At 53.1% G+C, this 13725-nt stretch carries 13 protein-coding genes; 3 read left to right on the top strand and 10 right to left on the bottom strand.

The annotated features are described in order from the left end of the window. Positions 1–6: 6 nt before the first annotated feature. The 6 genes from rnpA to SE15_RS03830 form a co-directional block, all read right to left on the bottom strand. Positions 7–393, bottom strand: a complete 387-nt coding sequence (rnpA, locus tag SE15_RS14005; protein WP_083461677.1) for a ribonuclease P protein component — start codon at positions 391–393, stop codon at positions 7–9. A gap of 60 nt (positions 394–453) precedes the next feature. Next, positions 454–624: a 50S ribosomal protein L34 gene (rpmH, locus tag SE15_RS03850; protein WP_054520771.1), complete on the bottom strand. Its 171-nt coding sequence runs from the start codon at positions 622–624 to the stop codon at positions 454–456. Positions 625–761: 137 nt separating this feature from the next. Beyond that, on the bottom strand, positions 762–1385 hold the full coding sequence (locus SE15_RS03845; RefSeq protein WP_054520770.1) for a glycerol-3-phosphate acyltransferase: 624 nt from the start codon (positions 1383–1385) through the stop codon (positions 762–764). A 52-nt stretch (positions 1386–1437) separates the two neighbouring features. Next, on the bottom strand, positions 1438–2112 hold the full coding sequence (locus tag SE15_RS03840; RefSeq protein ID WP_054520769.1) for a potassium channel family protein: 675 nt from the start codon (positions 2110–2112) through the stop codon (positions 1438–1440). 4 nt (positions 2113–2116) lie between these two features. Next, positions 2117–2773, bottom strand: a complete 657-nt coding sequence (locus SE15_RS03835; protein ID WP_054520768.1) for a potassium channel family protein — start codon at positions 2771–2773, stop codon at positions 2117–2119. 24 nt (positions 2774–2797) lie between these two features. After that, positions 2798–4738 carry an APC family permease gene (locus tag SE15_RS03830; protein WP_054520767.1) on the bottom strand — a complete coding sequence of 647 codons (1941 nt, stop codon included), beginning with the start codon at positions 4736–4738 and terminating at the stop codon, positions 2798–2800. 314 nt (positions 4739–5052) lie between these two features. Between SE15_RS03830 and SE15_RS03825 the strand changes: the two genes are divergently transcribed. Genes SE15_RS03825 through SE15_RS03815 form a run of 3 tightly spaced genes read left to right on the top strand, consistent with a single transcriptional unit; the run spans position 5053 to position 10374 of the window. Then, entirely contained in the window at positions 5053–8163 is a 3111-nt protein-coding gene (locus tag SE15_RS03825) for a hybrid sensor histidine kinase/response regulator (protein ID WP_054520766.1), read from the top strand. Then, positions 8145–9389, top strand: coding sequence for a response regulator (locus tag SE15_RS03820; RefSeq protein WP_054520765.1), 1245 nt, complete (start codon positions 8145–8147; stop codon positions 9387–9389). Before SE15_RS03825 ends, SE15_RS03820 begins: the two co-directional genes overlap by 19 nt. A 25-nt stretch (positions 9390–9414) precedes the next feature. Next, on the top strand, positions 9415–10374 hold the full coding sequence (locus SE15_RS03815) for an L-lactate dehydrogenase (protein ID WP_054520764.1): 960 nt from the start codon (positions 9415–9417) through the stop codon (positions 10372–10374). A 27-nt stretch (positions 10375–10401) separates the two neighbouring features. Here the strand turns inward: SE15_RS03815 and SE15_RS03810 are convergent, their stop codons facing one another. From SE15_RS03810 to tmk, 4 genes are read right to left on the bottom strand one after another with little or no spacing between them, the layout of a single operon-like run. Beyond that, entirely contained in the window at positions 10402–11034 is a 633-nt protein-coding gene (locus tag SE15_RS03810) for an HD domain-containing protein (RefSeq protein WP_054520763.1), read from the bottom strand. Positions 11035–11069: 35 nt separating this feature from the next. After that, positions 11070–12098 carry a CHAD domain-containing protein gene (locus tag SE15_RS03805; protein ID WP_054520762.1) on the bottom strand — a complete coding sequence of 343 codons (1029 nt, stop codon included), beginning with the start codon at positions 12096–12098 and terminating at the stop codon, positions 11070–11072. 38 nt (positions 12099–12136) lie between these two features. Continuing rightward, positions 12137–12826, bottom strand: coding sequence for a dTMP kinase (locus tag SE15_RS03800; protein ID WP_054520761.1), 690 nt, complete (start codon positions 12824–12826; stop codon positions 12137–12139). Continuing rightward, a complete protein-coding gene (tmk, locus tag SE15_RS03795; protein ID WP_083461675.1) occupies positions 12823–13635 on the bottom strand; it encodes a dTMP kinase in 813 nt (270 codons plus the stop codon). The genes SE15_RS03800 and tmk overlap by 4 nt, the downstream gene beginning before the upstream one ends. Positions 13636–13725 lie beyond the last annotated feature (90 nt).

Here is a 13725-nt window from a genome sequence, read left to right as displayed (position 1 = left end):
CGCGGTTCATTCGGATAATCGTTCATGATCAGATTCAACGTGATCCTGCACAGGTAACGCTTGCCACAGGCCACTACGTCGTAGCAAGTGGCTCATGGCATCCAGGAGTGCGCTAAAAGGCGCCTCGACGACACCCGGGCGAGCATATACAATCACATCCCATCCCGACTGAAGATAAGGGAAAAGCTGCTCGACGCAAGCGCGCAACCGTCGTTTGGCTCGATTGCGTCGAACAGCCTTGCCCACACTGCGCCCGGCCACTACGGCCACCCGTGAATACGGCAATCCATTGGGAGCAAACGCCAGCGCGATCAGCGGATGACCTAATGATTTTCCTTCGGCTCGAACTCGCTTGAAATCGCTTGCGCGCTTCAGTCGGTGCTTGCGCTTCACCCATGCACCCTACCGTAAATAATGCAGGCCGGGCCTGAACCATTGACCTCCAATCAGTAATTACCAACGAATCTTTTTAACGTGCTGGTTCATGGTGACCGTGACGCGGTAACGTCCCTTAAGACGGCGTCGCTTTAGCACCTTGCGCCCATCTGCAGTGGCCATGCGGGCGCGAAACCCGTGCACTCGAACACGACGACGGATTTTGGGTTGATAGGTTCGCTTTGGCATTGTAACTACACCTCATACCATAAATTGGCTCAAATTCAGCAAAGGTAAATTATACCCTAAAAAATAGAGCAAGCACGCCGACACCCGCAATGCCGCAATCTTATAGAAGCCTCTTCAGCCATCAAAAGCCAGAGAATTTACGACTTCGTAGAATGAGAATGCACCTCATCCTGCACGGAGGTCATCTGCGCCTCTACCCGGGTGCGATGCGCTCGATCAATCACAAATTTCTTCAGCGGAATGCTCAACACCATGATCACCGCCGCAAGAACCATCGCCGGAGGTTCTCTCAGCACCAATGCAAACGAGATTAACAACCCAATTCCTACCCCCAAACTAAGATCCAGGTGATGTGTAAAGGCGTAGATGGCCAGGAAAGCCACCAACGCCCCCAGGAACTCAGCAGGCATCAAAGTGAATAAGATGCCCAGAATGGTTGCCAATCCCTGGCCTCCGCGCAACCCGACAAAGATTGGGAAATCGTGCCCCAATACGGCACAACCTGCCGCCAGCAATTGCCACTCCAGCGAAAAGCCTAACATCCGTGCTAAAACAACCACCAACACGCCTTTACTAAAATCCACCGTGAAAACCACAACCCCATAGCGCCATCCCATCACCTTGGCTACATTCCGTGCCCCCATGTTCCCATCCCCCAAATAGCGGATATCCTTACCCAATACCGCGCGCGAAATGAGCACTGCAGTAGGAAGGGAGCCAATGAGATAAGACAAAAGAAGCAAAAACACCCCGGTCAGCATGATTGTTTACTCATAAATCATATGCATGACCAGGTAAGCGTCAAGTGGTGTTTCAGGATTCTTCTGGAGGCGAGAATAAATGAGCCAGTTGCTTGGCACCCTCGTGATCGGTCACAGCCAGGATTTCATCTCCCGGCTCAATGGCTGTTATACCGCGTGGTACAATCACCTCACCATTACGAATAATCGCAGCAATCACACAATGCTCCGGGAGTTTTAGATCTTTGATGGGAATACCGATAACCCTGGCACCAGGTAAGATCTTTTCTTCTACCAGAGAGTAGTGTCCCCGGCGCAATTTCAGCAAAGTTAACATATCTCCCAGGGACATTTCCTCTTCAATGATTGAGGCCATGATCTCGGCCTGATTAACTGCCACATCCACATGGAATTTCTCGTCAAACAACCAGGCATTGTGAGGATTGTTGATGCGTGCAATGGTTCTAGGCACCTGATAACGGCAGCGCACAAAGTAGCATAACGTCAGGTTCACCTCGTCCAATTGGGTGCACGCTGCCAGCACATCAGCCTCGCGAATACCAGCCTGCTCCAACACCCACGGTTCAATTGGGTTCCCTTCGTAAACCACCTCAGTGGGCAGTTCACGATGAATGCGCGCCAGCACCTCTCTGCGATGCTCAATTAAGTGCACCTTATGATTCTGGCTGAGCAGAATGCGCGCCAGTTGCGCCCCTGTTCGACCTCCACCTGCAATCACAACAAACATAACCTCACCTCACCTCTCCCTGTAATTGTTTACGCAGGGCCGTGATTCCCTCAAATGTTGCTCCAACCACCAGTACATCGCCAGTCATCAAGGCAAACTCGGAAGCCGGCAGAAAGGCACGCCCGGCGCGGCTAAGTGCCACCAGGATACATTCTTCAGAGGGGATTAATTCTTTGATCGGATGACCATTCCAGGCCTCCGGAATATCCACCTCGTAAATCTCCACTTCACCATTGCCGGCTGAGAAAACTGCACGGATATCACCGCCGGAGATTAACTCTTCAATCCGCTGAGCCCCCCAGGAGGTGGAACTCACGGTTTGTAAACCAAAAGCCTCAAAGATTGGGCGGAAATGCGGGTCATAATTGCGCGCTACTACATGCGGAACATGGTAAACCGAACGCGCAATGTGGCCCACAACCGCATTTAATGGGTCCGAGTTGGTCACAGCGGCTAAGGCATGGGTCTGCTCAATACCTGCCCGCAGAAGCACATCCTGCCCCATGGCATCTCCCTCATGCAAGCGCCCGCTAAAATCAGGGGGCAGATTATTAAAAGCCAAGGGGTTAGTGTCAACGACTGCCACGTTGTGCCCTGCTTTGCACAACCGATACGCCAGCTGCGAGCCTAAACGACCACATCCTACCACAATAATGTTCATAAGATACGGACCTCCCCGTGAAGCTCAGTCTATTTGATAAGGCACGCTGGTGATCACCAGATCTTTGTGGAAAAGTAACGCCGCCCGCAAGGTCACTGCCGCCCTGGCATGGAGCAAGCCGCTCCACCAATGATGCGAAACAAACTCCGGCACCACCACGGTAATGACTTCATTGGGCTGGCGCTGGCGATGCACTTCATCAATGTACTCCAGAAGCGGCTCAATATAGAGCCGGTAAGGCGATTCTAGCACCACCAGTCGGACCCCATCCCCCCAAACCTCCCACTTTCTCCGCACTTTTTCGGCCTCCTCAGGATCAATGGAAACATGGACCGCCGTGATGTCATCCGAAAGGGTCCGCGCGTAGCGCAGGGCAGCCAGCGTGCCTCGATGAACCCCCGAAATGGGCAGGATAACCCGATGACGGGCTATGCGTGGCGGGGCTCCATAGTGTTCTAGCGAGAGCCGTTGAGCAACGTGACGATAATGGGTCTCAATGGCTGTAAACATCGCCACCATGCCAGGAATGACCAGTACAACAACCCAGGCCCCATCCACAAACTTGGTGACAGCGAAGATAATCATCACCACCCCGGTACAAAAAGCCCCAAAGCCGTTGATGGCCATTTTGATTCGCCAGGCAGGATCGTAGCGCAAAACCGAGCTCCGCTCTCGGACCTCCTCACCGGGTCTCAGGTGACCTACCTTCCACCAGCGACGCGCCATCCCCGCCTGAGAGAGTGTAAAGGAGAAGAAAACTCCAATTGCGTAGAGAGGGATCAAACGTGTTACGCTGGCATTAAAAATAACGATGAGTGCAGACGCAAGCACCGCTAAGGTGACAATACCACGGGAGAAGACTAACCGGCTACCCCGAAATGTCATCTGACGCGGCAGGAGGTTATCTCTCGCCATGAACGCGCTGAGACGCGGGAAGTCTGCAAACGCCGTGTTGGCTGCTAGGATCAGAATAATGGTAGTAGCACTAATGGTAAGCATGTAAAAGAGACCGCGTCCTCCGTAGGCTGTCCGGGCGAGCTGAGAGATGACGGTTTCGGCCTCCGAAGGGACAGCCTGAACATAAGCGCTTAGAAAGGAAATACCCAGCAAAAGGGAGCCTAAGATGGACGACATGATAATAAGCGTGATGCCAGCATTACGGGAGCGCGGTTCTTTGAAAGCCGGAACCCCATTAGAAATGGCCTCAACCCCTGTCAACGCGGCAGTGCCACTCGCAAAGGCCCTTAAAATCAAAAACGCTGATAGTCCCTGCCCCATGTGCAGTACCTCTAAAGGAGGGGGATCCTGCACTATGCCTAAAGCACCCGTCAGGTACCGGAAGAGCCCCACGCCAACCATAGCATACATTGCCAGGATAAAGTAATAGGTGGGAATGGCAAAAGTAGCACCCGACTCTTTGATCCCTCGTAAGTTGACAAGCATAATAAAAAGAATACACCCTACCGACAGCCATACTCGCCAGGGGAAAAGAACCGGATAAGCCGAGATAATCTGGGCGACTCCGGATGACACCGAAACCGCTACAGTTAGAATATAGTCAGTCAAGAGGGCTGCGCCTGCAATGCGCGCCGGCCAGATTCCCAGGTTCTCGCGCGAGACAATATAGGAGCCACCACCGTTGGGATAGGCATGAATGGTCTGCTCGTAGGAAAGTGTGACAATGGCCAGCAAGACAACAATGGCCAGCGAAAGGGGAAAAACAAAATCGTAGGCCATTGTGCCGAGCACAGCCAGAACAACCAACATCTCCTGGGTCGCGTAAGCGGTCGAGGAGAGTGCATCTGAGGCGAAAACCGCAAGGCCAATGAATTTACCAATGGTCTGGTGCGGAGCATCGGCGGTGGGGAGAGGACGTCCGATTAGCCAGGTCCGCCAGGAGCGTGGGGGCTTATACCCCGTTTCGCGGTGCACAATGGTTGTACTACCACGACCCTCTATATTCATAAGTGACCGTTTTGGCCTCCTGTGATCACAATCCGACAAGGCCCCGGATTATACAATCAAACTGTTGCCCCGTCAATTATAATATGAGAGAATAAGGGTGCTTTATACCTCACACCCTCCCTCTCTGTGCATTGCTTGGGGGTAACACAGCACCACCCGGTTTCTCCCCCGCCCCCTCCTCGCGTGTACAAAACCAGCAGTGGTTCTCCCGTTTTTGACCCCGGCGTGCCCAGGCGATGTTACCCTTATCTCCTCCTTCTCCTCCCTGCTCGAAACAACCCCTTGGACCATTCCTAAGGTCCAGCTGGTTGCAAATGGCCGCCTGGCTTGTTCTGGCGACTCCTCTTTTGGGCACCTGGTTGGTACTTTCTCTACGCCCCCTTCCTTTTAGTCTGACAAACTTCATCCGAATACAATCTGAAACCCCTTTGCTCTGGCTGATAGATGGGGCTGCTCTCCTAGTAAGTGGAACGTTGTTTAAGATCAGGCACGATCTTTCACGCCTTTCGCGACAAGTCAGAATACTCTCCACCGCCTTGGATGAACGGACTGCCGAGTTACATGCAACCAAAGAACAAGCCCAACGCGAAATACTGGAACGCCATCAAGCCGAAACCATCATCAGCCGTGCAAAACGGGAGTGGGAAACCACCTTCGATGCAATTCCCGACCCCATCATTCTTACAGATGCACAGGGTAAGATCATTCGTTGCAACCAAGCGGCTACCGTCCGTCTCCAACAGTCCTACACAACTATTATCGGGCAAGCGATGGATGCTTACTTTCCGGGCGTGGTGGAAGCCTTCCGCAATCCCGATGCCCATCATTTACCCCTCTCCATGCCTTCACAGTACGGCTGGTTTGAGGTCACTGCACACCCCTTCCAATTGGAGGACAATACACAAGGACAGGTTTTCATCTTCCGGGATATCGAGCAGCATCGCAGAGCCGAAGCCGAGGTTCAGCGGCAGAAACAATACTTCGAGGGTATCTTCCAGAACAGCCCGGTTGCCATTGTAACGCTGGCCCTGGATGGAGCCGTGGTAGCCTGCAACCCAGCCTTTGAGCGACTTTTTGGTTACTCACAGGCAGAAGTAATCGGGGGGCGCCTGGATGACCTCATCACCCCCGAGGCCTATCGGCATACCATCCAGGAATTCAATCGGCGCGTCCAGCGTGGCGAGATTTATCACAATGTCTCGCGTCGTGTGACCAAAACCGGGCAATTCATTGACGTGGAAATTTTCGGTGTGCCGGTCATCGTTCACGGTCAGACCCTGGGCTTGTTAGCACTCTACCATGACATTACCGAATTGGTCCGTGCACGTCGCAAGGCTGAGGAAGCCGATCTGGCAAAAAGCGAATTCCTGGCCAATATGAGCCATGAGATTCGCACCCCTTTGAACGGTATCATCGGTATGCTTAACTTGGCGCTGGAAAGCGAGCTTTCCCCCGAACAGGCTGAGTATCTTCGCGCCGCTCTGGAAAGTGCCGAGAATCTGTTAGGGCTGCTGAACGACATTCTGGACCTTTCCAAAATTGAAGCAGGGCGCATGGAATTGGAAATGGCCGATTTCAACCTGCGCACCGTCATGGAGGGGGTGGCCAGCACCTTGGCCCAGCGGGCAGCCAGTAAGAATCTTGAATTGATTTGTCACATCCCCCCCGATGTTCCCACCCTGTTGCGCGGCGATGCCAATCGCCTGCGCCAGGTTTTAACCAACCTGGTGGGAAATGCAGTTAAATTCACCGAACAAGGAGAGGTCATCCTGCGAGTCAAGCGGGTTTCCGAATCGCGTACCCACGTGACCCTAACTTTCTCTGTCCAGGATACCGGCATTGGCATACCACCTGAACGTCAGGCAGCAATATTTGAGCGCTTCACCCAGGCCGATATGTCCACCACACGGCGCTATGGAGGCACAGGTCTAGGCCTAGCTATCTCTGCCCACCTGGTTGAATTAATGGGGGGCAAAATCTCCCTCATCAGCGAACCCAACCGCGGCAGTTTATTTTCCTTCAATCTGACCCTGCCCAAACAAGAAGTGGCTCGCGAATTACCTCCGCCTGCCCTGCTCGCCCTGTCACCCCAGCGCGTTCTGGCCATTGAAGGAAATACCCACAATCGGCTGCTCCTTTCGGAAATCATCGGCGCTCTCGGCTGGCAAATCACCACCACCCGCAGTCCCGAGGAAGGCATACGCATTTTGAATCAGGAGGCCGCTGGTCAAGCGTCGTATAACCTTCTCTTTCTGGATGCCCATTTTTTGGAATCCCATGGCGAAGATTTGATCACACGCCTGCGTGCCACACCCCCCTCCTGCAACCTTCCCATTATCCTGGTAACCACTCTTAATCGCACCTATAACCGAGCCCAACTCCAAAGCCTGGAATGCCAGGGGCTCTTATTAAAACCGGTTCGTTTGCAGGCTTTCTACCAAACCCTGCTCTCAATTTATATTCCTCAGCCGTCTTACATTGAACCGGGGATTCCCCAACCACCCCCTAAATCAGTTCCTCAGGGCAAATCCATTCTTTTAGTAGAAGACAACGCCATAAACACCAAGGTGGTGGTCAATCTGCTGACCAAAGCCGGCTATCAGGTGGATACTGCTGAGAATGGAGCCCAAGCGCTGGAAACCGTTCAGCGCAAAACCTACGACCTGATTCTGATGGATGTACAAATGCCGGTTATGGACGGACTGGAGGCCACCTTGCACATCCGCGCCCGCGAGGGCAATGCTCGACACACACCCATCATTGCTATGACGGCGCACGCCTTTCGTGAGGATATTCAACGCTGTCTGGCTTGTGGCATGGATGATTATCTTGCCAAGCCTCTGAAACCTCACCTTCTCTACGAAACCGTTTCACGCTGGCTTCAGTCCGCTTCTGCTGACCAGTCACCACCCCCGCCCCCGGATACACCAGCCCCAACCAACGCAGGCTCAACAACCCCGCCCGCAAAACCCGCCCCTACTACACCTTTGAGCCCCAAAGCGCCACCCCCGGCCAATCAACCTTTCCCGCTGGGACATCCCCAATACCTGGAAAGCATCTTGCCGCGTTTTGGCAACGAACCCGGCTTTTTCATTGAAATGTTTGAGGCCTTCATTGAGCAAACCTCCCAGAAAGTTAAGGAACTGCGTCGGGCGGCTCAAAAGAATGACCCCACTACGTTGAGGCTTCTGGCCCATAACCTGAAAGGTGTAGCAGCCAATTTTGAAGCCACCACACTGGTAACGATGAGCGCTACCCTGGAACAGATGGCGCGCCAAAATCAACTCGATGGCGCCCCAGCGCTGATCGAAGCGATTGCTGATGCCCTTACGCCACTACGTCAGCACCTGACTGAGATAAAGGCCGCTCTTAGAGTCACCCCCCCAAGCCGGAAGGATAACCCCTTATGCCCACCGTTCTTCTAATCGAAGATGAAATCATCTACCATCGCATGCTAGAACACGCATTGCGTCCACTCGGGTTCATTGTTTACACCGAGCTCACCGGGACAGAAGGGCTGGAAGCCGCACAGGTCGTTCACCCTGACATCGTTATCACTGACATTAATCTGCCCGACATTTCGGGTTACGAAGTCACCAGACGCCTGCGTCGCGATCCGCGCTTTGCCCATGTGCCGATCATCATCCTGACCAGTCAAACCACGTTACAAGACAAGTTGGCCTCTTTTGAAGCAGGGGCGGATGATCACATTAACAAACCCTTTGAACCCGAAGAGTTGATTGCCCGCATGCGCGTCCTGCTCAAGCGGGCCGAATTACTGCGCCAGGCCCTGCCTGCTGGCCCTACCCCAGCGCCAGTGCGTCAAGCTCGCATGCTTGCCATTCACACCCTGCGCGGCGGTATCGGGGCCTCGATCCTGGCTGTTAACCTGGCTATCGGGTTGCGGGAATTGTGGAACGCCCCGACCCTGCTCATGGATCTGGCCATGTTGGCCGGACAGGACGCCCTTCTCCTCAATCTCCCTTTGCGGCGCACTTGGGGAGACCTTGCCAACGTTGCTCCTCAGGAACTGGACTTTGAACTTCTCCAGTCCATCATTGTATCCCATGAAAGCGGGCTTGATCTTATTGCTGCCCCCACCACTCCCACCCAGGCTGAGATGATCTCTGGCGAAACACTCACCGCCGCGCTAGAGATTCTGCGTCCTCAGTATGACTACATCATAGCCGATCTCCCCCACGACTTCAATGATGTGACCTTGCAGATCCTGGACATGGCGGACATAATCGTCATGCTGGTTGCCCCAGAATTATCATCTATCCGCGCAGCCGCCGCAGCATTAGACACCTACACCAAACTTAATTACGAAAAAGATAAAATCAAAATCGTGCTAAACTACACGTTTCCACGTTATGCATTACCTCGTGATAAGATTGAGACTGCGCTGGGGCATCCTATTACTCTGGTATTACCCTACGTTCCCGATCTGCTGGTACAATCCGTCAATCTAGGTAAGCCAATCCTATACCACCAACCCGGAGAACGTTTTAGCGAGTTAGTTGAGGACTTTGCCTTCTACCTTAGCACTCCCAGCCACAAGAAAACCCAGCCGGCTACTCCCTCCCCAGCCTGGAAACGTGTTTATAATCGGTTTCTAAAAGCCCGTAAGTCCGCGGAACGCGCTCGTTAATTCTTTTGCCCAAAGGAGGTTCACAATGGTATCTCATTTCAAGCGTCCTACGCGAATCGCCGTAGTAGGCACCGGCAACGTTGGTGCCACCTTTGCTTATGCGCTTCTACTAAGTGGCCTGGCTTCTGAGATCGTATTAATCGACACCAATCACGCCAAAGCAGAAGGGGAAGCAATGGACCTAAACCACGCAGTTCCTCTCCTGCCCCAACCTGCGCGGGTCTGGGCCGGCACTTATGAGGATTGCGCAACCGCGCTCATCACAGTGGTCACAGCCGGTGCTGCCCAGCGACCGGGTGAAACCCGCCTGGATCTGGTCAACCGTAACGTGGCAATCTTCAAGCAAATCATCCCCGAAATTGTGCGCCACAGCCCCAATACCATTTTGTTAATAGCCACTAATCCGGTGGATATTCTGACCTACGTGGCGCTGAAACTTTCAGGGTTTCGCACTAATCATGTCATTGGCTCTGGCACTATACTCGATACCGCCCGCTTCCGCTATTTGCTCAGTCAGCATTTTGATGTAGATCCACGCAGCGTGCACGCATATATCATTGGGGAACATGGCGATAGCGAAGTACCTGTCTGGTCACTGGCCAACATTGCCGGGATGCGCCTGCCTCAATACTGCGCCATCAATCACATGGAATGCCAGCCCTCCATTCTCGAGGACATCTTCCAACAGACCCGCGACGCTGCCTATCACATCATCGAACGCAAAGGCGCCACCTATTACGCAATTGCCTCCGGATTGGTGCGCATTTGCGAGTCAATCATCCGCGACCAAGGAAGTGTACTTTCTGTCTCAAGCTATCTTGAAGACTACTACGGTATCAGCGATGTGTGTTTGAGCCTTCCCAGTGTGATTGATCTGGACGGGATTGAACGAGTGATTCGCCTGGATCTCAGCCCAGCAGAGATTGAGGGTTTACGCAAATCCGCAAGCGTCTTAAAGGAAGTCCTAAATTCCCTTGACCTATAAACCAAGCCGCTTTTTCTTCACAAAGCCCTAAAACGCCGGTTGGTATTGCAATACCAACCGGCGCTTATATACTTTTTTAAGCAAGTCCCCCTTTTGCGAGGCAGCCCGCTCTTCCTCAGGTGCCGGGGTTGGGCCGGTGTAAGTCAGATAGACGGATTTACCATCGTAACTCGCATGTAAATCGGCAACACGCGACTGATGAGAAACATCTAATCCATCCGCCACGCGTAACAAGGCTGCCAAACGACGCACGCTTCGGCGGTCAGCCTTACTCAGAGCCGCATAGTGAGCATGACGCAGGTTTGGCAGAGCCTTGCGGTGATAGCGTGCAATGGAGCCAATCAAGAGGCGTTCCCGTGGATCCAGCAACAGCAATGGTGTTTTTAGAATGATTTGCAAGGCGGCTTTATGATGACCCTTTCGCCCTTCCACCCAACCAATATCATGAAGCAAAGCCGCCATCTCCAGCCAAAAACGTCCCTCGTTCTCCAGCCCATGCAACCCCCGCAGGTCATCAAATAGTCGCAAAGCAAGGCGCAATACCTGATGAGTGTGTGGTGCCTCATACTGGCAGGCCTGGGCGAGTTGTAATGCTGCGCGCAAGTGAGCCTGCTGGTCCGTCGAATATATGGACCAATCAAAAGCATCTTCTGTATTCATCAAGACCAGCTCCCTATATACCCATAACCTCGAAATTAACTTTCCATCAATGTGTCATCTGCCTGACGACCGTGCACAATCCTTGCACCGCCAGGGCTCAAGGCAAATTCCAGACGGTGGACAAGGCCCTGCCACATACCCTCTGCCATCCAACTCTGCCAGGCATCCCGAAAACGCGCATAGGTCTCCTGGCGCTCCGTCTGGCAGAAAGCCTGAAATGCTTCCAAACCCGGACGCAAACGGGCGAAAGGACGGGTGTGTCCATAATAATCGCGGGTTCGTTTCAACTCCTGCTCCGTGAATTCGGGCAGGTAGAGCAGCCATACATCCAAATCATGCACAGCCCCCAACCACTCTTGGCAGGTACGGACGGCTTGAATGTAGGGTTTCAAATCCTCGCCGTACAAAGGGGAAAATGCTTCCAGTGTGTAACGTAAGTGCTTGGCTCGAATGCGCATCAGGTGAAGTTCGTTGACACACTCAGGACGATCCACATACTCCCCAAAAGCAAGAAATGCCTCCAGACGCTCACGGATGGTCTGTTCGGCCAGGCGGTACAATTCCGGCTCCGCCACTAAGGACCAGGTCATTCCCCTTACAGGCAATGCCAGAGGAACCAAAAGAGCGCGCATCTCATCTGCAACCTGACTTTGCTCAAAGGCAGAGAGAGCCGTCAAAACTTCTGCCTGCAGTGCCGCGCGTTGCTGCCGAAGCCGCAGTAGCAGACGCGCTACCCCCAAGCGCTCTTTGCCCTCAATCCCGCGTAAAAAAACCTTCACGCGCTCAATATGCACATCCGTATCCCGCGCTGCTCCCAGCGCGCGCCCCAGTTTGCGAAAAGCCCGCCGCCAGCGCTTATAGCGCTTGGGTGCCAAATGTGGGCCGAATATAGGCAACAAACTGCGTAAACGTCGGCAAGCTACCCGCATTCGATGCACTGGCTCAACATCCTCGTGGGCACGTACCCCCTCCACCTCTCCTAGAAGGGCTTTCAGATGCTTGAGAAGGACCTCGCTACCGTAGCCACGGATCAACCAGGAACCCGGCATGTCATCCTGCATCATCAAGAATACTGCTCGCGATCCATCAAGGTTCAATCAGATTACTTCTGGATGAGAGTCTTTTTGATGTAATCTCGCAGGTCGGTGAAAACATCTTTTACCGGACGGGTGGCATCTATAGTGACAAAGCCGTACTCTTCAGCCATTTTATCAAACTGCTCAATCAGCCGGGACTGATAAATGCAAAAACTATCGTAGATATTATCCGCAAAGCGCACATCCATTCCCGACTCCCAATAATCAAACCCTCGACCATGGACAATGCGTGAAACCAACGTCTCAACATCGGCTTTGAGATAGAACACCACATCGGGCTTAAGCGCAAATCCGTAAACCTTGCGCGCCCATTGTGGATCAGCACCACGCACGACATCCCGGGCAATGATCGAGAAGAAATAGCGATCTGAAAGTACGAAGAAGCCTGCCTTGAGGGCTGGAATGATGTGATTTTCCAGCCGGTCAGCAAAGTCGGTGGCGTAAAAAAGGCTCATTGTCGTGCGGCTGAAGGTGTGCCCCTGTTTGGCAGCGTCCAGCCCGGGCTGGGTAAGCGGGGAACGGCGCAGTCCTGTATCCGAAACTGCAATCCCTTGCGCCTCCAGCCATTCGCGGAGCATCTGGATTTGAGTGGACCGTCCTACACCATCACTTCCCTCCAGGACGATTAACCGCCCGGGCATGTCCTTGAGTTTGAGATAAGGGAAGCCCTCTCCATAAAACTGTGCCTTAGTCATGCCGTCGCCTCCCCCGTACTAGAAATCATAGCCTCAGCCCCGTCTGCGGGCAAACCCTCTGCCCCCACTTTCTCACGGGATTCTGCAAGCGACTGTCGCGTTTTGTACAGTGATCGAGCACGCTGTGCTAACACCTCTGGAGTGGGCAAACCCTCCCAGCCACGTAGGAGTTTGCGCACCGTCTTGCGCACCAGATTCTGCTGAGTTTCCACCGGTAATGTGCCATCAATCACCGTAAAACCAAATTCTTCGATCATGGCATCGTACTCATTTACAATGCGTTGCTGAAACAGCCGAAAACTGGTGACTTTATTATCCGAAAGGCCTAGGTCCATACCAGCCTCATAGTACTTAAGTTTGGCACGGCCAGAGAGAATTCGCTCCACGGCGATATTCACCGGGACCTGAAAATAAAAAACCAGATCGGGTTGGGGCGCAAACGCATATAGATTCCGAACCCAACTGCGGCTGACACCCCGTGCCACATCGCGAGCAAATGCGGTAAATGCATAGCGATCCGCCAACACGATGACCCCCGCCTTGAGCAGCGGAAGCAGGTAATTCTCCCAGCGATCGGCAAAATCGGTAGCCTGGATAAGGCTGAAGGTGGTGGGGGTGAAGATTTTTTCCTTTTTCCCCAAGCGGGTCGTGCTCTTGACCAGAGGCGAGGAGTTCCACTCGGTGAAATGAACGGACTTACCCTGTGACTTGAGCCATTTGTACAACAGGTCTATTTGGGTGGACTTGCCACTCCCGTCAATGCCTTCAACAACAATCAGTTTTCCACGGTAGGAATGAGGAGCTAACACGGTTGACTCCTGTTAGTTTTTGTTTACAAAATCAACTTGATCAGTCAAATTTATTATATAACATGAGTGCATTTTGAACCAAATCCAATT

The organism is Thermanaerothrix daxensis (assembly GCF_001306145.1).
In the GTDB taxonomy this organism is placed as follows: Bacteria; Chloroflexota; Anaerolineae; order Anaerolineales; family Anaerolineaceae; genus Thermanaerothrix; species Thermanaerothrix daxensis.
The sequence above is the reverse complement of the archived record's forward strand: the minus strand, read 5'-3'. Positions and strand labels throughout refer to the sequence as shown.